Below are 20,120 nucleotides of genomic sequence, written 5' to 3' on the forward strand. Positions count from 1 at the left end.
ATGCCACGAATGACTGCCGCCCGCGCGGCGGTGGAGATCCTCCGCCGCGAAGGTGTCACCCACCTGTTCGGCCTTCCGGGCGCGGCGATCAACCCGTTCTACGCCGCGGTCCGCGCCCAGGGCGAGCTGAAGCACGTGCTCGCCCGGCACGTCGAGGGCGCCTCGCACATGGCCGAGGGCTACACCCGGGCGAAGGCCGGCAACATCGGTGTCTGCGTCGGGACCTCAGGTCCGGCCGGCACCGACATGATCACCGGCCTGTACTCCGCCTCCGCCGACTCGATCCCGATCCTGTGCATCACCGGTCAGGCGCCGGTGGCCAAGCTGCACAAGGAGGACTTCCAGGCGATCGACGTCCCGGCGATCGCCGGTCCGGTGACGAAGCTGGCGGTCACCGTGCTGGAGGCCGCCCAGGTTCCCGGCACGTTCCAGAAGGCGTTCCAGCTGATGCGCGGCGGGCGTCCCGGCCCGGTGCTGATCGACCTGCCGCTGGACGTGCAGCTGACCGAGATCGACTTCGATCCCGAGCTGTACGTGCCGCTGCCACTGGCGACGCCGCGAGCCAGCGTGGCGCAGGCCGAGCGGGTGCTCGACCTGCTGGCCGCCGCGGAGCACCCGCTGATCGTCGCCGGTGGCGGCATCGTGAACGCCGACGCCGCCGACCTGCTGGTCGAGTTCGCCGAGCTGAACGGCGTACCGGTGGTGCCGACGCTGATGGGCTGGGGCACGATCCCGGACGACCACCGGCTGATGGCCGGCATGGTCGGCCTGCAGACCTCGCACCGGTACGGCAACGAGACGCTGCTCGCCTCCGACCTGGTGATCGGCATCGGCAACCGGTGGGCGAACCGGCACACGGGTGGTCTGGACGTCTACCGGGGTGAGCGCAAGTTCGTGCACATCGACGTCGAGCCGACCCAGATCGGCCGAGTCTTCGCGCCCGACCTGGGCATCGTGTCGGACGCCAAGGCCGCGCTGGAGACGCTGATCCACGTCACCCGGGAACGGATGGCGGCCGGCCCGCTGCCCGACCGGTCGGAGTGGGCCGCCGCCTGCCGCGAACGCAAGCGCACGCTGCAACGGCGGACCGACTTCGACAGCGTGCCGGTCAAGCCGCAACGGGTGTACCAGGAGATGAACAACGCCTTCGGACCGGACGTCCGGTACGTCTCCACGATCGGCCTGTCCCAGATCCAGGCCGCCCAGATGCTGCACGTGTACCGGCCGCGGCACTGGATCAACGCCGGTCAGGCGGGACCGCTCGGCTGGACCGGTCCGGCGGCGCTCGGCGTCGCCGTCGCCGATCCCGAGGCCACCGTCGTCGCGCTGTCCGGCGACTACGACTTCCAGTTCCTGATCGAGGAGCTCGCGGTCGGCGCCCAGTTCAACATCCCCTACATCCACGTGGTGGTGAACAACGCCTACCTCGGGCTGATCCGGCAGGCGCAGCGCGGGCTGGACATGGACTTCTGCGTCCAGCTCTCGTTCGACAACATCAACACGCCCGAGCTCGGGGGCTACGGCGTCGACCACGTCAAGGTGGCCGAAGGGCTGGGCTGCAAGGCGCTGCGGGTGGTCGAGCCCGACGGCATCCTGCCCGCTCTCGAAGAGGCCAAGAAGCTGATGGTCGAGCACGAGGTGCCGGTCGTCGTCGAGGTGATCCTCGAACGCGTCACCAACGTCTCGATGGGGACCGAGATCGACAACGTGATCGAGTTCGACGAGCTCGACGGGGTCGTCGACCCGATCCCGACCGCGTCCGGGCTCCGGGACTGAGGGGAGGACTGATGAGAGTCGCAGTTCTCGGCGCCGGAGCGATCGGCGCGTACGTCGGAGCGGCCCTGCACCGCGGCGGCACCGAGGTCCACCTGGTCGCCCGCGGCGCCCACCTCGACGCGATCCGGACCAACGGCGTGCAGGTCCACAGCCCGCGCGGCGACTGGCTGGCCCGTACTCCGGCCACCGACGACCCCGCGGAGATCGGCCCGGTCGACTTCGTCTTCCTCGGCCTCAAGGCCAACTCGTACGCCTCCTGCGGGCCGCTGCTGGAACCGCTGCTGCACGAGAAGACGGCGGTGATCGCGGCGCAGAACGGCATCCCGTGGTGGTACTTCCACGGCCTGTCCGGCCCGTACGAGGGGCACCGGATCGAGTCGGTCGATCCCGGCGGTGCCGTGACCCGGGTGATCCCGCTGGAGCGGGCGATCGGCTGCGTCGTCTACTGCTCGACCGAGCTGGAAGGGCCCGGCGTGGTCCGGCACCTGGAGGGCACCAGGTTCTCGATCGGCGAGCCGGTCGGCGGTCAGAGCGAGCGCTGCCGGGAGTTCAGCCAGGCGATGGTCGCGGGCGGGTTGAAGTGCCCGGTCGAGAACGACGTGCGCAACGACATCTGGATCAAGCTGCTCGGCAACGCCGCCTTCAACCCGATCAGCGCGCTGGCCCGGGCCACGATGGTGGAGATCGCCCAGCACCAGGGCACCCGGGCGATGATCCGGCTGATGATGGAGGAGACGCTGGAGATCGCCCGCGCGGTCGGCAGCAGCCCCGACATCTCGGTCGACAAACGCATCGACGGCGCCGAACGGGTCGGCGAGCACAAGACGTCGATGCTGCAGGATCTGGAGAAGGACAAGCCGCTCGAGCTGGACGTGATTCTGGCCGCGGTGGTCGAGCTCGCCGACCTGACCGGCACCCCCGCGCCGACGCTGCGTGCCGTGCACGCGGTCGCCGATCTGCTGTCCAGCAAGGTCGGTATGTCGACAGAGAAGCTCGCGCACGCGCCGACGTCCGGCCGTGCGAAGCCGCTCGGCTCGGTGCCGGCCGGCAGCACCCCCTAGCCAGGAGGGTCCGGAGGAGAGCCCCTGCCGACAGCCCTCCGGGCCCACCTGTTCCACCCGCTGCGCCCGAAGGACACCGCGAGGTCCTTCGGGCGCAGTGTTCTGCCGCCGGTAGGAACCGGTGTGCGGCCGGCTGAAAACCGATGGTCCTCGGCCGGCGCGGTGGCTAAGGTCCGCAGTACCTTCCCAGGATCTCGAGGAGTTGGGCATGCCCGGTCGCTCGCGCACGCGTTGACGCAACCTTGTCATCGCGTGCTGCCCGTTCCGGTGGCACAGCGGCCCTTTCCTGCCTGCGGCCCGACGCGTTTCCGCGTGGGCCCGGCAGCGGCACCACGCCGGCGACCCGAAGGAATTCTCCGTGCCACACCTGCCTGCGGCCTGTCCGCCGAACCTGTGGACCGACCGTGACTTCGTCAAACTCTGGATCGGCCACACCGCCTCGCAGTTCGGGGCGCAGACTGCTCAGTTCACCCTGCCGCTCGTCGCACTCATCGCGCTCGGCGGAGGAGCGGCCGAGCTGGGCGGCCTCCGCGCTGCGCAGCAGGTGCCGATCCTGCTCTGCTCACTCTTCGTCGGTGTGCTGGTCGATCGACTCAGCACCCGCACGCTGATGGTGTACGCCGACCTCGCGCGCGCCCTCGCACTGGCGGCCGTCCCGGTGGCGTTCCTGCTGGACGCGCTCGGCCTGCCGCTGCTGTCCCTGATCGCGTTCCTGGTCGGTGTCTTCACGGTCTTCTTCGACGTGGCGTACCAAGCCTGTCTGCCGCGCTTGGTGCAGCGCGGACAGCTGGCTCAGGGCAACAGCCTGCTGGAGAGCAGCAGGTCCGCGACTCAGATCTGCGGGCCGGCGCTGGGTGGCGGCCTGGTCGCGTTGCTCACAGCGCCCCTTGCCCTCGCCGCCGGCGCTGTCTTCTTCATCCTGTCGTTCGCGTCGATCCGCCGGATCCGCCGACCGGATCCGCCGGCCGAGTACGAGTCGCACTCGGCCGGGATGTTGCCGGAGATCAAGGCCGGTCTTCGGCTGGTGCTCCACGACCGCGCACTGCGGGCGATCGGGCTCGCTTCCGCCACCCACCACTTCTTCTTCGCTGCGTTGATGACCACTTACCTGGTGTTCCTGACGACAGTCCTGCGGTTGCCCAGCGGCGTACTGGGGCTGGTCCTGGCCGCGCTCGGTCCGGGCGCGTTGCTCGGCGCCGTGTTCTCCGCCAAGCTGCCGAGACTTGTCGGGTACGGGCCGGTCATGGTGGTCGCCGCGCTGGCAGCCGACCTGGTGCTGCTGTGCGTGCCAGCTCTGCGTGGCGCCGGTGCCGCCACCGTCGTCGTCCTGATGGTGGTCAACGTCGCCTTCGGTGCCCTCAGCCAGCTGGTCGACGTTTCCGCCACGGCAGTCCGGCAAGCGGTCGTGCCCATCCGCTCCCAAGGTCGCGTCGTCGCCACTCTCAACTTCGTCGGCATGGGGTTGACGCCGCTCGGCTCGGTGCTCGCAGGCGTACTGGCCGGACCGCTGGGAATCCGGACCGTACTCCTGCTCAGTGTGAGCGGCATGTTTCTGTCCCCACTGTGCCTGGCGCTGTCCCCGTTGAGACGCCTTGGCAGAACGTTGCCGGGCGAGACGTGAGCAGCTGCACCGACGGGCCGGCCGCCTCCGGTGACTCAGCTCTCGACGGGTCCTAGGGAGAGATCGGGAACGAAGTGTGCGGTCGGGTCGGCCATGGTTTCGAGCTCCAGGACAACGAGGTCGTTGTCGCCGGATCGGATGAGCGGGGCGGGGACGTAGAGCGTGTGCTGAGGGCCGCGGTGCCAGTAGCGGCCCAGGCAGAAGCCGTTCACCCAGGCGATTCCCTTGCCCCAGGCATCGGTGCCGAGGAAGTGGTCGACCGGGTGCTCGGCGGCGAAGGACGTTCGCCAGGCGGTAGGACCGACGCCCGGTCCGGTGGCCGGCGCCGCGGAGTCCCACAGCGCCGGTACGGCGTCCAGGTCGATCGTCCAGGCCGACCAGTCGGTGAGCAGATCCGGGCCGAGCTGGACGTCGCCGAGCAGCCCTTTCACCTCGCCGATGCGAGGGCCGTAGTTCACCCGGCCCTGGTCCTCGACGACGATCTCCAGCCGGCCGCGTCCACGGGGCAGCATGAGCGCACGGTCCCGGTGGTCCCGTTCCAGCACGCCGACCGGGTCGCCGTCGAGGAACACCAGCGCACGGTCGCGCACCTCGCCGATGCTCAGCAGCACAGGTCCGTCGCCGTCGAGCTCGGTCCGGAACAGCGCCAGCCGGGCCCCGAGATCGTCGAGCGTCGGCATCGTTGCGTGCCGGCTCGCCGGACCCCACACCGCGGGATCAGTCAGCAACCGGACGGGCTCACCCAACGGCACGCTGAACTGAGGTGCCGGTGCCGCAACAGCGGGCGGAGCCTCGGCGGACACCGTCGAGTACCGCGACAGCACCTCGCGGAAGGCGTGGTACTTCGCCGTCGGCCGGCCCGCCTCGTCCAGCGGCGCGTCGTAGTCGTACGACGTGACCGTCGGCCGGAAGACGCCTTTGTCGTCGGCCCCGCTGGTCAGCCCGAAGTTGGTGCCGCCGTGGAACATGTAGATGTTCACCGACGCCCCGGCCGCCAGCAGCGCGTCGAGCTCCCGCGCGGCGTCCTCGACGCTGGTCGTGTGGTGCGGTCCACCCCAGTGGTCGAACCACCCGTCCCAGAACTCCATGCACATCAACGGCCCGGTCGGCTGGTGCTCCCGCAAGGTCGCCAGCCGCTCGGCGCTGCGTGACCCGAACGACCCCGTGCGCAGGACGCCGTCCAGACCGCCGGCCGCCAGCATCTCCCCGGTCGGCTGGTCGACGGTCACCAGCGGCACCGTGATGCCGGCCTTCCGGATCATCCCGGCCACGGCTTCCAGGTACTCGGGGTCGTTGCCGAAGGCGCCGTACTCGTTCTCGACCTGGAGGAGCAGCACCGGCCCGCCCTGGTCGACCTGGAGCGGCCGGACGAGGTCGAGCACCTGCTCGAGGTACTGCTCGACCGCCGCCAGGAACCGAGGCTCGTACCGGCGGACCCCCACGCCCGGCTCCTGGAAGAGCCAGGCGGGGAGGCCACCGTTGTCCCACTCCGCGCAGATGTACGGACCCGGCCGCACGATGGCGTACAGCCCGGCCGCCGCGACCTGTTCCAGGAACCGGCCGAGGTCGAGCATGCCGTCGGTGTCGAAGACGCCACGCCGTGGACTGTGCGCGTTCCACGGCACGTAGGTCTCGATGGTGTTGAGCCCCATCCGGCGCGCCTTGTCGATCCGGTCCGCCCACAGGTCGGGGTGCACCCGGAAGTAGTGCAGTGCCCCGGACAGGATCCGGAACGGCTCGCCGTCGAGCAGGAAATCGGACTCACCGATCGCGAAGTCGGACATTCTTCTCTTTCTGCCGGGGGACCGGCGTCTGGTGTGCAGAGGGCGGCGTCAGCCGTTGGTCTGGAAGCCCTGCTGGTTGCCGTACGTCACCAGCGCGTCCTGCCAGGCCTTGAGCCCGGGATCCAGGTCGGACTTCGCCTGGTACGCCTTGCCGACGGTGTCGCCGAAGATGCTGTTGGCGTACAGCTGGAACGGCAGGTAGCTCCAGTCCTTGACCACCGTGCCGGCCGCCGCAGTCAGCACCTGGTTGACCGGCTGCCCGCCGAAGTACGCGCTCTTCTTGTCCACGAACGCCGGGTCCTTGAGATCGGCGACGGTCGACGGGAAGCCGCCGCTGGCCAGGAACGGCTTGACGCCCTCGCCGTGGTTGAGCCAGCGGACGAACGCCGCCGCCAGCGCCGGGTTCGCGCTCTGCTTGAGCACGGCCTGGGCGCTGCCGCCGTTCTCCGCGGTGGCCGGCTGTCCGTCGTACGTCGGCAGCGGGGCGACCCGCCACTTGCCCGCGCCGGCCTTCACCGACGACTCCAGCACGCCGGGCATCCAGGCGCCGATCGGCAGCGTCGCGATGGTGCCGTCGCCGAGGGCCTTGAACCACTCGTCGGACCAGCCGGGAATGCTCGCCACCAGGCCACCGGTGACCAGCTGGTTCCAGGTGCCGGTCCACTTCTTGGTGCCCTCGTCGGCCAGGTTGATCGTGACGTTCTTGCCGTCGGTGCCGAACGGCTTGCCGCCCGCCTGCCAGATCATGCTGGTGGCGAAGCCGGCGTCACCGGTGTCGTTGGTGATGTACTTCTTCGGGTCCGCCTGGTGCAGCTTCTTGCCGGCGGCAATGAACTCGTCCCAGGTCTTCGGCACGGTCAGGCCGTACTTGTCGAAGACTTCCTTGTTGTAGAACAGCGCCATCGGCCCGGAGTCCTGCGGCAGCCCGTACAGGCCGTCGCCGGCGTGCACGGCGGACCAGGTCGACGCGGTGTAGGCGGACTCGAGACTGTCGAAGCCGTACTGGCGCAGGTCGACCAGCGAGCCGGGCAGGGCGAACTGGGGCAGCGCCTGGTACTCGATCTGCGCGACGTCGGGCGCTCCGGAGCCGGCCTTGATCACGTTCTGCAGCTTGGTGTAGTGGTCGTTGCCGGTTCCGGCGTTGACGTAGTTGACCTTGACGTTCGGGTACTGCTTCTCGAACGCCTTCACCTGCGCCTCGGCGGACGGCGTCCAGCTCCAGTAGGTGATGGTGCCGCCCTTGGTCAGTGCCTCGTCGACCGCCTGGGCCGAGCCCTGCGGCTGGCTGCTGCTGTCGGTCTGGTCCGATCCTCCGCACGCGGCCAGCAGGACCGACGCGGCGGTGACGGCAGCGGCGGCGAGCATGAACCGCCTCGCGCCGCGCCGATGAGTGGTGCTCATGACGGTGTTCCTCTCGTTGTTCGACAACTTGTCCGTGTTCATCGCTACGAGCGCGTCCACTGCTGGTTCGTCTCGCCGTTGCAGAACCACACGTCGACCGGCGTCCCGTTGCCGGTGCCGGCGCCGGCGGCGTCGAGGCAGAGCTCGGGGTGGGCGACGCTGCTGACCGACAGGTCCTCGTTGAGCTGCCAGGCCTGGGTGGAGGCTCCGGTGCAGTCGGTGATGACGGCCGGGCTGCCGGCGCTCGATCCGTCGCCGCCGATGGTCAGGCACTTGGTGCCGTAGACGGTGAGCTGCCGGTCGGCGGTCAGGTTCCACGACTGGTTGCCGCCGCCGTTGCAGTCCCACAGGTCCAGCGCGGTCCCGTTGGTGGTGGAGAACCCCGGGACGTCGACGCACCGGCCGCTCGCCACGCCGCGCAGGACCTCACCGGGCGGGGCCGGTGGCAGGTCGTTCACCGGCTCGTCCTTCTGCAGGCCCCATCCCCACTGCAGCTGCGCCAGGCCGGACTCGCTGGTGACCTCGAGGTCGTGCTCGCCGACGAGCGTCGTCAGCGAGTACGCGTCGCCGGTCCGCAGGCCGGGCCAGTAGACGACGCCCATGCCGAGCTCCCGCGCGGTCTGGGTGAGCGCACCGAAGTACGACGTGTAGACGTTGCCCTCGTGGTTGCCGTAGTTCAGGCCGGTCGTCATCGGCGCACCGGCTTCGTCGATGATCGTGCGGGAACCGTAGGCGCCGATCCGCGGCCGCAGGTTCGCCAGCCACTCGGCCTCGGTGGTGGCGTCGTCCCAGAAGCCGTAGAAGTGCAGGGACAGCAGAGTGCCCTTCAGTTCCCGGGCCGCGCCGACGCCGGTGACGTCGTCGTTGTAGCCGGTGCCGGAGATGACGACCCGGCCGCGCGGGACGTCGCGGTGCTCCGCCAGCCACGACGAGGTGAGCGAGACCCACTCGTCGAGCGAGTAGCCGAACGGCTCGTTCATCGGCTCGAAGTACACCCGTGGGTTGGTCCGGTACGCCGCGACCGCGGTGTCCCACATCGCGTCGAAGGCCGCCCGGTCGTCGACCCGGCCGTCCTTCGCGTCGTGGGCCTCCCAGTAGCTGAGGATCACCTTGAACCCCTGCCGGGTGGCCGCGTCGATCGCGCCCCGGTACGACGCCCACCAGGCGGTGCCGACGCTGGACGGGTTGATCGGCAGCCGGACGGTGTTCGCGCCCAGCTCGCGGCGGAACTCGCCGACGATGCCGGTCGCCCGGCGGTAGGTGGCCGGATAGTCGTCAGCGGTGCTCAGACCGGACGGCACGACCTCGTCCGAGGCGTAGTTGTCGCGGGGGTCGGCCCAGTTCACGCCGCGGAACTCGCTGGTGTTCTTCTGGGCGGTGGAAGTGTCGGTGGTCGGTGCGGCCGTGGCGGCCGCCGCCGTGGTGGATCGGGCGGTGGCGGGAACGGCCAGTGCCGCGGTCACCAGGACCACCGCGGCGACGGCGATCCGCCGGGCTGTTGTTTTCATGGGCTCCCTTTCACTGCTTGACGCTGCCCGCGGTCAGGCCGGACTGCCAGAACCGCTGGAGAAGGAGGAAGGCGACGACGAGGGGCACGATGGTCAGCAACGACCCCGTGATCACCAGGTTGTAGATCGGGCGGGCCCCGACGCCGGTCGCCTGGTTGCTCCACTGGGTGAGCCCGACGGTCAGCGGGTAGAGGCTGGGCTTGCTGAGCATGATCAGCGGCAGGAAGTAGTTGTTCCAGGTCGACACCACCGCGAACAGCAGCACGGTCACGATGCCCGGGGCAAGCAACCGCAGCGCGACGGTGCAGAAGATCCGGATCTCGCCGGCGCCGTCGATCCGGGCCGCTTCCAGCAGGTCGGGCGGGACCGCCTCACCGGCGTACACCCACATCAGGTACAGGCCGAACGGGCTGACCAGCGACGGGATGATGATCGCCCACACCGTGTTCGTCAGCCCGAGGTCGGAGAACATCAGGAACGTCGGTACGGCCAGTGCCGTGCCCGGTACGGCGACCGCGCCGAGCAGGACGGCGAAGACGATCCGCCGGCCCGCGAAGTTGTACCTGGCCAGACCGTAGCCCGCCGCGGTCGACAGCAGGGTCGCCCCGCCGGCGCCGACCACGACGTACAGCAGCGTGTTGCCGAGCCAGCGGACGAAGATGCCGCCGTCGTAGGTCAGCGTGTCCTTGATGTTGGCGAACAGCGCGAAGTGGTCGCCGAACCACAGGCCCGGGCTGGAGAGCAGGTCGGCCTGCGTCTTGGTTGCGCTGAGCACCAACCAGACCAGCGGGACCAGGGTGTAGATCAGGTACAGCACCATGATGCCGGTCAGCAGCGGCGAACGCCGGGGCCGCAGCGGCGACGTCGTCGTACTCACAGCGCCTCCCGGGAGCCACGCAGCTGGACGACGTACGCGATCACCGCCGTGATCAGGCCCATCACCAGGGCGACCGTCGCGGAGTAGTTGAACTGCTGGCCCGCGAAGGACAGGTTGTAGGCGTACATGTTCGGGGTGAGGTAGGTGGTGATCACGTTGGGTGCCAGCGTGCGCAGGATGTTCGGCTCGTTGAACAGCTGGAAGCTGCCGATGATCGAGAAGATGGTGGCGATCACGATCGCGCCGCGCAGGGCCGGCAGCTTGACCGCGAGCACCGTGCGGAACGTGCCGGCGCCGTCGATCGCGGCGGCCTCGTAGAGCTCCTCGGGCACGGTACGCAAGGCCGAGTAGAAGATCAGCATGTTGTAACCCACGAACTCCCAGGTGACGATGTTCGCGATCGACGGCAGCATCCAGCTCTGGCTGAGCGGCTGGATCGCCGAGCCGCCGAACAGGTCGTTGAGGTCGGCGGCGAGGCCGAAGTTGGTGCCGTAGAGGTAGCCCCACAGCAGCACCGCGACGACGCCCGGCACGGCGTACGGCAGGAAGATCACGATCCGGAAGAAGCCGGCCGCGTGCAGCCGGGCGCTGTCGATCGCGAGCGCGGCCAGCAGCGCGAGCACCAGCATCACCGGGACCTGGACGACCAGGAACAGCGCGACCCGGCCGAACGCCTCCCAGAACTTGGCGTCGGCCAGCACGTCGGCGTAGTTGGCCAGGCCGACGAACGTGGTGCCGCCGAAGAACGCCTGCTCGCGGTACAGGCTGAGGTAGAGCGCGTACCCGATCGGCGCCAGGAAGGTCAGCGCGAACACCGCCAGGAACGGGCCGACGAAGATCCAGCCCTTGGTGTCGCGGTGCAGCCAGGCGCGCCGGGGACGCGGTACAGCGGAGTCGGCCATCGCGTCGCCGCCCTCCTTCTGCTCGATCGACGCGCGGAACACGTCGATGTTGACGTCAACATGAATCGCCGCGACGGTAGCGTGTTTACGTCAACATGTCTATGGTTCAGTTCTGACCCGAGAAGAGGTTCGATGGCAGCGGAGGGCACTCCGGTACGGCGTCGCCGTGGCGCGTCGATGGCCGACGTCGCGCGGGTGGCTGGCGTGTCCGGCCAGACCGTGTCCCGGGTCGCGAACGGCCGGCACAACGTCGACGCGGCCACCCGCGACCGGGTGCTCGCCGCGATGCGCGAGGTCGGCTACCGGCCGAACGGCGCGGCCCGGGCGTTGCGCAACGGGCAGTTCCGCAGCATCGGCGTGATCGTCTTCGAGCTGTCCAGCTTCGGCAACACCCGCACCCTGGACGCGATCGCGACCGCCGCCACCACCAGCGGGTACTCCGTGAACCTGCTGCCGGTGCTCGACGCGACCCAGGGAGCGGTGTCGACGGCGTTCACCCGGCTCGGGGAGCAGGCCGTCGACGGCGTCATCATCCTGATCGAGGCGCACCAGCTCGACGAGGCCGAGGTGATGCTGCCGGAAGGGCTACCGGTGGTCGTCGTCGACTCCAGCGCGCACTACGACTACCCGATCGTCGACACCGACCAGGCGCAAGGTGCCCGCCTGGCGACCGAGCACCTGCTCGACCTCGGCCACCGGACCGTCTGGCACCTGGGCGGGCCGCCGTCCTCCTTCGCCGCCGACCGCCGCCTGCGCTCCTGGCAGCAGACCCTGACCGACCGCGGCTGCCCCGTGCCGCCGGTCCTGGTGGGCGACTGGTCTCCCCGCTCCGGCTACGAAACCGGCCTGACGCTGGCCGGCGACCCGGACGTCACCGCGATCTTCGTCGCCAACGACCAGATGGCCCTCGGCCTGCTCCGCGCCCTGCACGAGAAGGGCCGGTCGATCCCCGGCGACATCAGCGTCGTCGGCTTCGACGACACCGCCGAGTCCGCCCACTTCTGGCCACCCCTGACCACCATCCGCCAGTCCTTCGCCGAGGTCGGCCGCCGCAGCGTCGACGCCCTCATCCACGAGATCCACGCCGGCGAACACCACCACCAGCCCGTCGCCGTCCCCACCGAACTGATCATCCGCAACAGCACCGCCCCACCGCGTCGGTGAACCCGGGTCCGGGCTTCTGCTGCCTCGATCGGTTCCGAGCGGCGTGCAGGGGTGGGGTTTTCCGCAGGGCGATGGTCGGGAGGCCCGCAGTCCGGTGGCGGTGCGGCGACGGCTAGCTTCGGGGGATTGAACGAGCTCGACGAAGCGGAGGAGCTGTGGAGGGTTGGGATCCCGAGGCGCCGGGGGTGCTGCGGTTGCCGTCTGGGCGGTTGGTGCGGGGGAGGGGGCTGCGGCACGGGCTGCCGGCTGGGCAGGAGCCGACCTTCGGGGTCTACCTGCTGGGGAAGACGCCGCCGTCGGTCAGCTGGGAGTCGCGGTGGGTTCGGTGGCCGGACTTCAGGCTTCCCGCCGATCACGCAGAGGCGCGCAAGGTTTTGGTTGAGGCGCTGGAGCGGTCGGCCGACGACCGGGTCGAGGTCGCCTGTGGGGGTGGCAAAGGGCGGACCGGTACGGCGCTCGCCTGCCTGGCCGTGCTGGACGGCGTACCGGCGAGTGAGGCGGTCGCGTTCGTTCGTGCCAACTACGACCGGCATGCGGTGGAGACCCCGTGGCAGAAGCGCTTCGTGCGCAACTACGCGAGGTAGGTGGGCCGGCCGGGAAGGACCGGCCCACCTACCGGCGTCAGTTGCGGCCGGAGAGGTCCTCGACGACCTTGAGCAGGGCCGAGTGGTCCAGGGAACCATGGCCCTGGGCGCGGGCGGAAGCCACCAGCTGGGCGACGAGTCCCGTGACCGGCAGGGAGACACCGGCGGCACGGGCGGCGGCGAGCGCGATGCCCATGTCCTTGTGGTGCAGGTCGATCCGGAACCCGGGGGCGAACTCCCGGCCCAGCATCGACGCCGCCTTCAGGTCGAGGATGCGGTTGCCGGCCAGCCCGCCGGCGAGAACCTCCAGGCCGCGTTCACCGTCGACGCCGGAGGCCTCGAGCAGCACGATCGCCTCGCTGACCAGCGAGATGATGCCGGCCACCATCAGCTGGTTCGCGGCCTTGACGGTCTGACCCGCCCCGTGACCCCCGACGTGCACGATGGTCCGGCCGAGATCCTCGAAGATCGGCTTCGCCGCCTCGAACACCTCCGCGTCACCGCCGACCATGATCGACAGCGAGGCCTTGATCGCGCCCTGCTCGCCGCCGCTCACCGGCGCGTCCAGCACCCGTACGCCGCGCTCGGCGCCGGCCCGCGCGACCTCCGCCGAGGTCTCCGGCGCGATCGACGACATGTCGATCAGCAGCACCCCGGCCGTGGCCGACTCCAGGACGCCACCGGACCCGAGGATCACCTCGGCGACCTGCGGCGAGTCGGGCAGCATGGTGATCACCACCTCCGCGCCGGCCACCGCCTCGGCGATCGTCGGCGCGGGTTTGCCGCCGGCCTGCAGCAGCTTGTCCACCGAGGCGGCGACCACGTCGTACCCGGTGACCTGGTGCCCGGCCCGGACCAGGTTGGCCGCCATGTGCGACCCCATGATGCCGAGCCCGATGAATCCGATCTTTGCCATGCCACACGCCTCTCAGACGGGGTCGAGGATCTGCGCCAGGGCGGCGCGCATCAGCTGGGCGGTCTCCGACGGCGTCTTGCCGACCTTCACCCCGACGGCTTCCAGCGCCTCCTGCTTGGCGGCGGCGGTGCCGGACGAGCCGGACACGATCGCGCCCGCGTGGCCCATCGTCTTGCCCTCCGGCGCGGTGAAGCCGGCCACGTAGCCGACCACCGGCTTGGTCACGTACTCCGCGATGAACGCCGCCGCCCGCTCCTCGGCGTCACCGCCGATCTCACCGATCATCACGATCGCGTCGGTCTCGGGGTCGTCCTGGAACGCCCGCAGCGCGTCGATGTGGGTGGTGCCGATGATCGGGTCACCGCCGATGCCGATCGCGGTCGTGAAGCCGTACTCGCGCAGCTCGTACATCATCTGGTACGTCAGCGTGCCGGACTTCGAGACCAGGCCGATCCGGCCCGGACCGGCGATGTCGGCCGGAATGATGCCGGCGTTGGCCCGCCCGGGGCTGATCAGGCCGGGGGAGTTGGGCCCGATGATCCGGGTCCCCGCCGCCTGCGCGTGCGCGAAGAACGCGGCGGTGTCGTGCACCGGCACACCCTCGGTGATCACCACCACCAGCGACAGGCCCGCGTCGACGGCCTCGATCACCGCGCCCTTGACGAAGCGCGGCGGCACGAACACCACCGACACGTCGGCGCCGGTCGACCGCACCGCGTCGGCGCAGGAGCCGTAGACCGGGATCGACCGCTTGGCGAAGTCGACCGACTGGCCGCCCTTGCCCGGCGTCACGCCGCCGACGATGTTGGTGCCGGCGGCAAGCATCCGGGAGGTGTGCTTCTGCCCTTCGGCGCCGGTCATGCCCTGCACGATGACCTTGCTCTGCTCGGTCAGGAAGATCGCCATAGCTCGATGTCCTTTCAGGCCTGCGCGGCCAGCTCGGCGGCGCGGTCGGCGGCGCCGTCCATGGTGTCCACCACGGTGACCAGCGGGTGGTTGGCGCGGCTGAGAATCTTGCGGCCCTCGTCCACGTTGTTGCCGTCCAGCCGGACCACCAGCGGCTTGTTCGCCTGCTTGCCCAGCTGCTCCAGCGCCTGCACGATGCCGTTGGAGACCGCGTCGCACGCGGTGATGCCACCGAAGACGTTCACGAACACGCTCTTCACCTGCGTGTCGCCGAGAATGATGCCGAGTCCGTTGGCCATCACCTCCGCCGAGGCGCCGCCGCCGATGTCGAGGAAGTTGGCCGGCTTCACCCCGCCGTGCGCCTCACCGGCGTACGCGACGACGTCGAGCGTCGACATCACCAGCCCGGCCCCGTTGCCGATGATGCCGACCGAGCCGTCGAGCTTGACGTAGTTGAGGCCCTTGGCCTGCGCCGCGGCCTCCAGCGGATCGGCCGCGGCCTTGTCCTCGAACGCCGCGTGGTCGGGATGCCGGTACGCCGCGTTCTCGTCCAGCGTGACCTTGCCGTCGAGCGCTTCCAGGCTGCCGTCGGCCAGCTTGACCAACGGGTTCACCTCGACCAGCGAGGCGTCCTCGGCGACGAACACCGCCCACAGCCTGCGCACCACGTCCACGGCCCCGGCGGGAAGGCCGGCCGCGGCGACGATCTCGGCGGCCTTCGCGTCGTCGACGCCGACCGCCGGGTCGATCGACACTTTGGCGATCGCGTCCGGGTTGCTGTGCGCGACCTCCTCGATCTCCACGCCGCCCTCGGTGCTGGCGATGCACAGGTAGTCGCGGTTGGCGCGGTCCACCAGGAAGGAGAGGTAGTACTCCTCGGCGATCGCCGCCGCCGGGGCGAGCAGCACCCGGCGGACGGTGTGCCCCTTGATGTCCATCCCGAGGATGTCGCGGGCGCGCTCGGTCGCCTCGGCCGGGTCGGCGGCCAGCTTGACGCCGCCGGCCTTGCCGCGGCCACCGGTCTTCACCTGGGCCTTGACCACCACCCGCCCGCCGAGCGCCTCGGCGGCCGCCGCCGCGTCGGCCGCGTTCTCGATCACCCGGCCGAGGGTGACCGGCACGCCGTGCCGGGCGAAGAGTTCTTTGGCTTGGTACTCCAACAGGTCCACAGGGCAGTCCTCTCCTCACAGCAACGAGCCGGTCGTGATGGCGACTGTATGCTGTATGCATTTTGGATCACAAGGTCCTGGGCTCTGGACAACCGGCGGCGGAGGGGAGTACCACAGTTCCATACGGTATGCAGTAGTCAGGAGGCGACATGAATGACGCGACCACCAGCACGCCTCCCCGGGACGTGCGCGACGTGTACGGCCGCCGGTACCGGATCGGCGAGCACGCTCACGAGCTGACCGGCCACTCCCGCCGATGGCAGTTGTGGGCCGCATGGGCCTGCATGGTCGCCATCAGCCCGCTGCAGTACTCCTTCGGCTCGGCCGCGCTCGGGCTGCAGTCCAGCCGAGCGTGGGGCGCCGCCGAGACGATGTGGCTGCTGGCGCTCTTCGTCGCCTGCCAGGCGCTGGTTGCGATCCCCGCGGCCTGGGCGCACCGGACCCGCCGGGTGTCCCCGACCCAGCTCGTCGTCGGTGGCGGCATCCTCGCCGCAGTCGGCCTGGTGACGCTCGCGCACGCCGACAGCTACCTGGGCGTCGTGCTCGGGTACGCCGTGGTCGGTGGTGCCGGCGCGGGCGTCGTCTACTCCGCCTGCATCACCACGGCCGCCCGCTGGTTCCCCGAGCGACGAACCTCCACGATCGGGTTCGTCACCGGAGGTTTCGCGGTCGGCGCGGTGCCGAGCATCGCGCTGCTGGCGATCTTCGACTCCGCCGGCGGCCTGCGTGTCGTGTTCGACCTGGCCGCGCTGCTGGCGCTGCTCGTCGTCATCGTCGCGGGCGGCCTGCTGAAGGACCCGCCGCGGCACTGGTGGCCCGCCGACATCGACGCGCAGGCCTGGGCGGTGGACCGCAAGCTGAACCGGAGCATCCCGCACAACCTGCCCGCGGTCCGCTACTACCGCCCGGCCGAGGCGATGCGCACCGGCGCGCTGCCGCTGATGTGGCTGACGCTCGCCCTGAGTACGGCGCTGTCGCTGTTCGGCATCGCCTTCGTGGTCAGCTACGCGGTCCAGGCGCAGCTCGGCGCCGCGGTCGCCGGGCTCGCTGCCGGAATGCTTGCCGCCGTCAACGGTCTTGGCCGGTCGTTCGCCGGCACGCTGTCGGACCGGTTCGGCCGGCGCCGGGTGCTCGCGGCCGTGCTGGCGGTGGAGGGCTGCACCCACATCGGCCTGGTGCTGGCCGGCGAGGCCGGAGCGGGCCCGGCGTTCGTGCTGTGCGCGATGTTCGCCGGCCTGGGCGGCGGCGCCTTCTACGCGATCATGGCCAACCTGGTGCTGGAGTTCTTCGGCGAGAACAGCCTGCTCCAGAACCAGGCGATCCTGTACAGCGCCAAGGCGGTCGGCGGCCTGCTCGGCATCGGTGTCGCCGCGAGCCTGGTCGCGGAGGTCGGGTATCGCCCGCTCTTCCTCGCCGCCGGCCTGCTCGGACTGGTCACCGCCCTGACCGTGCGCTTCCTCAAGCAGCCCGGCCGGCCCGCCCTGCCGGTCCGCCCACAACTCGGTACGCCGGTCGCCGGTGCGGTACGGCCGGGCGAATGAGCCGCACGGAAGCCGGGCTGGGCGCCGTACCGGATGCCCAGCCCGGCCCCAGTGAGTTCGTGTGGGTGAAGCGCCCCGATCCCTGCGTGCTGGAGGTCGTCTCGAAGCTGGCCCGGGAACCGTGGACGGATCGCCCGTCCTGCGTGCACCCGGTGCTCGGCTCGATCGCCCGCGCGGTCCACGACCACAGCAGTACGCCAGGCCGCCGGGCGCTGTTGCCGTTGGCGCCCCAGTTCCTCGCTACCGCCCGACCCGGCTTCGAGCTCTCGGCGCGACTGGTCTCCCTGTGCGTCTCGACCGCGCTGACAGCGCCGGGGGAGATGACCAGGGACGAGCGGAACCGGCTGACGCGTAGCCATCGGACCGCACTCCATCTGCTGACGGACCGTGCCGGGGAGCCGCCGGCCGGTCCGGCGCGCTGGTGGCTGCCGGTGCTCGACCGGCTGCGGCTCAGTGAGCCGTTCTACCGGACCTTCGTTGCGACCGAGCACGCCGCCGAGGCGGGTCGGGATCGCCGCGCGTGGCGGCGATCCCGACGTACGGCTCCGGCGGCTCCTACGGCAGTGCCTGGCCGTGGCCTGAGGGCCTCACGGTGCTCGCCGGCCCGGAGCGCCGAGTCCCTCGTGGTCGACGTCGCCGGCACCCCACAGGCCGTGGTCGCGGTCGTCGTCAGGGATCACCACGAGTTCGTGCCGGTGCGGTGCCCGAACCTGCTCCTGCAGCCGGGCGAGGTCGGCGGAGCAGCGGGCCACGTCGTCCATCAGCCGCAGGACGTCGAGGTGCGGGCCGAGCTGCTGCCGCAGGCCCGCCACGGACTTCTCCAGCGCCTGCAGTGCTCGCCGGGTCCGGTCGAGTTCGTCGTGAATGCTCATCGCAGCTCCCCTGATCGTGGTGGTTGCCAGGTGTGTTACGTCAGCATACGGGATACTGCATACAGTCGCCGTGACAGGTTCTGGCGGGGCGCGAACCCTGGACAACGGGTTCGGCGGTGCGATATGACTACGACTACACCATACGGTATGCAATCTACCGACCTGATGATCCGAGCAGGCAGTCCGAGCTTTGCAGCCACGTATGCAGTGTGGCCCGATTCCCAGCCGGGCAGACCGGACCTTCCACCGAGGAGATGACTGCACAGATGGCCCAAACAGTGTCCGAATCGAACACGGTCGCGGGCGCGACCGAGCCGGAGCCGCAGGCCGCCACCATCTCGGGCGGGCACCTGGTGGCCAAGGCTTTGAAGGCCGAGGGGATCGACGTGATCTTCACCCTCTGCGGCGGTCACATCATCGACATCTACGACGGCTGCGTGGACGAGGGCATCGCCGTCGTCGACGTCCGGCACGAGCAGGTCGCCGCGCACGCCGCGGACGGCTACGCCCGGATGACCGGCAAGCCCGGCTGCGCCGTCGTCACCGCCGGCCCCGGCACCACCGACGCCGTCACCGGCGTCGCGAACGCGTTCCGGGCCGAGAGCCCGATGCTGCTGATCGGCGGCCAGGGCGCGCTCAACCAGCACAAGATGGGGTCCCTGCAGGACCTGCCGCACGTCGACATGATGACGCCGATCACCAAGTTCGCCGCCACCGTGCCGCACACCGCGCGAGTGGCCGACATGGTGTCGATGGCGTTCCGTGAGTGCTACAACGGCGCGCCCGGCCCGTCGTTCCTGGAGATCCCGCGCGACATCCTGGACAACTCGGTGCCGGTGGAGGCCGCGACGGTGCCCGAGGCCGGCCGGTACCGCGCGTCGACCAAGAGCATCGGTGACCCGGCGGGCATCGAGGCGCTGGCCGACCTGCTGGCCCGGGCCGAGAAGCCGGTGGTGCTGCTCGGCACCCAGGTCTGGACCTCGCGCGGCAGCGACGCGGCCATCGAGTTCGTCCGCGAGAACAACGTGCCGGCCTTCATGAACGGCTCGGCCCGCGGCACCCTGCCGCCCGGCGACCCGCACCACTTCCACCTGTCCCGGCGGTACGGCTTCAACAACGCCGACCTGATCCTGATCGTCGGCACCCCGTTCGACTTCCGGATGGGCTACGGCCGCCGGCTGCCCCAGGGCGCGACCGTGGTGCAGATCGACATGGACTACCGCACGGTCGGCAAGAACCGCGACATCGACCTCGGTCTGGTCGGCGACCCGGGCGCGATCCTGGCCGCGGTGACCCAGGCGGCCTCGGGCCGGGTCCGGAAGGCCGGCGACCGCAAGGCCTGGTTCGCCGAGCTGCGCGCCGAGGAGGACGCGGCGTACCAGAAGCGGCTGCCCAAGCAGCTGTCGGACGCCAACCCGATCCACCCGCTGCGGCTGGCCCACGAGATCAACGAGTTCCTCACCGAGGACTCGATCTACATCGGCGACGGCGGCGACATCGTCACCTTCTCCGGCGGCGTGGTGCAGCCGAAGTCGCCCGGCCACTGGATGGACCCGGGCCCGCTGGGCACCATCGGCGTCGGCATCCCGTTCGTGATGGCGGCCAAGTACGCGCGGCCGGACAAGGAGGTCGTCGCGCTGTTCGGTGATGGCGCCTTCTCGCTGACCGGGTGGGACTTCGAGACGCTGGTCCGGTTCAACCTGCCGTTCGTCGGCGTGGTCGGCAACAACTCGTCGATGAACCAGATCCGCTACGGCCAGGAAGCCAAGTACGGGCACGACCGCGGCCGGATCGGCAACACGCTCGGCGACGTGAAGTACGACGAGTTCGCGAAGATGCTCGGCGGCTACGGCGAGGAGGTCCGCGACCCCAAGGACATCGGGCCGGCCATGCAGCGGGCCCGCGAGTCCGGGCTGCCGTCGCTGATCAACGTGTGGGTCGACCCGGACGCGTACGCGCCCGGAACCATGAACCAAACCATGTACAAGTAGCGATCCCCGGTGTGCGGTCCGCCCCGGCGGGCCGCACGCCCAGTACT

At 70.2% G+C, this 20,120-nt stretch carries 16 protein-coding genes; 7 read left to right on the forward strand and 9 right to left on the reverse strand.

The genetic code is table 11. From position 1 onward, the window contains the following. From gcl to KFLA_RS10510, 3 genes are all read left to right on the forward strand, one after another. Positions 1-1,776: a glyoxylate carboligase gene (gene gcl / locus KFLA_RS10500; RefSeq protein WP_012919764.1), complete on the forward strand. Its 1,776-nt coding sequence runs from the start codon at positions 1-3 to the stop codon at positions 1,774-1,776. Between the two features lie 11 nt (positions 1,777-1,787). Then, complete coding sequence (locus KFLA_RS10505; RefSeq protein WP_012919765.1) at positions 1,788-2,837, forward strand: 2-dehydropantoate 2-reductase; 1,050 nt, start codon at positions 1,788-1,790, stop codon at positions 2,835-2,837. A gap of 358 nt (positions 2,838-3,195) precedes the next feature. Further along, complete coding sequence (locus KFLA_RS10510; protein ID WP_012919766.1) at positions 3,196-4,458, forward strand: MFS transporter; 1,263 nt, start codon at positions 3,196-3,198, stop codon at positions 4,456-4,458. A 35-nt stretch (positions 4,459-4,493) separates the two neighbouring features. On the opposite strand, the gene KFLA_RS10515 is transcribed toward KFLA_RS10510, so the two are convergent. From KFLA_RS10515 to KFLA_RS10535, 5 genes are read right to left on the reverse strand one after another with little or no spacing between them, the layout of a single operon-like run. Then, the gene (locus tag KFLA_RS10515; protein WP_012919767.1) at positions 4,494-6,242 is read right to left on the reverse strand and encodes a glycoside hydrolase family 35 protein; all 1,749 of its coding nucleotides are present in this window, start codon (positions 6,240-6,242) and stop codon (positions 4,494-4,496) included. Positions 6,243-6,290: 48 nt separating this feature from the next. After that, positions 6,291-7,643 carry an ABC transporter substrate-binding protein gene (locus tag KFLA_RS10520; RefSeq protein WP_041289968.1) on the reverse strand — a complete coding sequence of 451 codons (1,353 nt, stop codon included), beginning with the start codon at positions 7,641-7,643 and terminating at the stop codon, positions 6,291-6,293. 44 nt (positions 7,644-7,687) lie between these two features. Beyond that, positions 7,688-9,151 carry a ricin-type beta-trefoil lectin domain protein gene (locus tag KFLA_RS10525; protein ID WP_012919769.1) on the reverse strand — a complete coding sequence of 488 codons (1,464 nt, stop codon included), beginning with the start codon at positions 9,149-9,151 and terminating at the stop codon, positions 7,688-7,690. 10 nt (positions 9,152-9,161) lie between these two features. Further along, on the reverse strand, positions 9,162-10,028 hold the full coding sequence (locus KFLA_RS10530; protein ID WP_012919770.1) for a carbohydrate ABC transporter permease: 867 nt from the start codon (positions 10,026-10,028) through the stop codon (positions 9,162-9,164). Further along, entirely contained in the window at positions 10,025-10,972 is a 948-nt protein-coding gene (locus tag KFLA_RS10535) for a carbohydrate ABC transporter permease (RefSeq protein ID WP_012919771.1), read from the reverse strand. The genes KFLA_RS10530 and KFLA_RS10535 overlap by 4 nt, the downstream gene beginning before the upstream one ends. A 90-nt stretch (positions 10,973-11,062) precedes the next feature. Here KFLA_RS10535 and KFLA_RS10540 point away from each other — a divergent pair, with 90 nt between their 5' ends. Together KFLA_RS10540 and KFLA_RS10545 are read left to right on the forward strand one after the other, a co-directional pair. After that, complete coding sequence (locus KFLA_RS10540) at positions 11,063-12,094, forward strand: LacI family DNA-binding transcriptional regulator (RefSeq protein ID WP_012919772.1); 1,032 nt, start codon at positions 11,063-11,065, stop codon at positions 12,092-12,094. A 155-nt stretch (positions 12,095-12,249) separates the two neighbouring features. Then, positions 12,250-12,678: a protein-tyrosine phosphatase family protein gene (locus KFLA_RS10545; RefSeq protein ID WP_012919773.1), complete on the forward strand. Its 429-nt coding sequence runs from the start codon at positions 12,250-12,252 to the stop codon at positions 12,676-12,678. 37 nt (positions 12,679-12,715) lie between these two features. Here the strand turns inward: KFLA_RS10545 and KFLA_RS10550 are convergent, their stop codons facing one another. Genes KFLA_RS10550 through sucC form a run of 3 tightly spaced genes read right to left on the reverse strand, consistent with a single transcriptional unit; the run spans position 12,716 to position 15,669 of the window. Next, entirely contained in the window at positions 12,716-13,594 is an 879-nt protein-coding gene (locus tag KFLA_RS10550; protein ID WP_012919774.1) for a 2-hydroxy-3-oxopropionate reductase, read from the reverse strand. A 12-nt stretch (positions 13,595-13,606) separates the two neighbouring features. Continuing rightward, a complete protein-coding gene (gene sucD, locus KFLA_RS10555; protein ID WP_012919775.1) occupies positions 13,607-14,500 on the reverse strand; it encodes a succinate--CoA ligase subunit alpha in 894 nt (297 codons plus the stop codon). Between the two features lie 14 nt (positions 14,501-14,514). Continuing rightward, a complete protein-coding gene (sucC, locus tag KFLA_RS10560; RefSeq protein WP_012919776.1) occupies positions 14,515-15,669 on the reverse strand; it encodes an ADP-forming succinate--CoA ligase subunit beta in 1,155 nt (384 codons plus the stop codon). A 149-nt stretch (positions 15,670-15,818) separates the two neighbouring features. Between sucC and KFLA_RS10565 the strand changes: the two genes are divergently transcribed. Next, positions 15,819-17,210 carry an MFS transporter gene (locus tag KFLA_RS10565; RefSeq protein ID WP_012919777.1) on the forward strand — a complete coding sequence of 464 codons (1,392 nt, stop codon included), beginning with the start codon at positions 15,819-15,821 and terminating at the stop codon, positions 17,208-17,210. A 587-nt stretch (positions 17,211-17,797) separates the two neighbouring features. Here KFLA_RS10565 and KFLA_RS10570 read toward each other — a convergent pair. Next, complete coding sequence (locus KFLA_RS10570) at positions 17,798-18,082, reverse strand: hypothetical protein (RefSeq protein WP_012919778.1); 285 nt, start codon at positions 18,080-18,082, stop codon at positions 17,798-17,800. Between the two features lie 266 nt (positions 18,083-18,348). Between KFLA_RS10570 and KFLA_RS10575 the strand changes: the two genes are divergently transcribed. Beyond that, positions 18,349-20,073, forward strand: coding sequence for a thiamine pyrophosphate-binding protein (locus KFLA_RS10575; RefSeq protein WP_012919779.1), 1,725 nt, complete (start codon positions 18,349-18,351; stop codon positions 20,071-20,073). The last annotated feature ends 47 nt before the right edge of the window (positions 20,074-20,120 follow it).

Origin of the sequence: Kribbella flavida DSM 17836 (assembly GCF_000024345.1) — a bacterium.
In the GTDB taxonomy this organism is placed as follows: domain Bacteria; phylum Actinomycetota; class Actinomycetes; order Propionibacteriales; family Kribbellaceae; genus Kribbella; species Kribbella flavida.

Excerpts from the sequence above, each read along its gene's own strand:
- gcl (WP_012919764.1), top strand. The coding sequence starts at position 1 with ATGCCACGAATGACTGCCGCCCGCGCGGCGGTGGAGATCCTCCGCCGC.
- KFLA_RS10505 (WP_012919765.1), top strand. The coding sequence starts at position 1,788 with ATGAGAGTCGCAGTTCTCGGCGCCGGAGCGATCGGCGCGTACGTCGGA.
- KFLA_RS10515 (WP_012919767.1), bottom strand. The coding sequence starts at position 6,242 with ATGTCCGACTTCGCGATCGGTGAGTCCGATTTCCTGCTCGACGGCGAG.
- KFLA_RS10520 (WP_041289968.1), bottom strand. The coding sequence starts at position 7,643 with ATGAGCACCACTCATCGGCGCGGCGCGAGGCGGTTCATGCTCGCCGCC.
- KFLA_RS10525 (WP_012919769.1), bottom strand. The coding sequence starts at position 9,151 with ATGAAAACAACAGCCCGGCGGATCGCCGTCGCCGCGGTGGTCCTGGTG.
- KFLA_RS10540 (WP_012919772.1), top strand. The coding sequence starts at position 11,063 with ATGGCAGCGGAGGGCACTCCGGTACGGCGTCGCCGTGGCGCGTCGATG.
- KFLA_RS10550 (WP_012919774.1), bottom strand. The coding sequence starts at position 13,594 with ATGGCAAAGATCGGATTCATCGGGCTCGGCATCATGGGGTCGCACATG.
- sucD (WP_012919775.1), bottom strand. The coding sequence starts at position 14,500 with ATGGCGATCTTCCTGACCGAGCAGAGCAAGGTCATCGTGCAGGGCATG.
- KFLA_RS10565 (WP_012919777.1), top strand. The coding sequence starts at position 15,819 with ATGAATGACGCGACCACCAGCACGCCTCCCCGGGACGTGCGCGACGTG.
- KFLA_RS10570 (WP_012919778.1), bottom strand. The coding sequence starts at position 18,082 with ATGAGCATTCACGACGAACTCGACCGGACCCGGCGAGCACTGCAGGCG.
- KFLA_RS10575 (WP_012919779.1), top strand. The coding sequence starts at position 18,349 with ATGGCCCAAACAGTGTCCGAATCGAACACGGTCGCGGGCGCGACCGAG.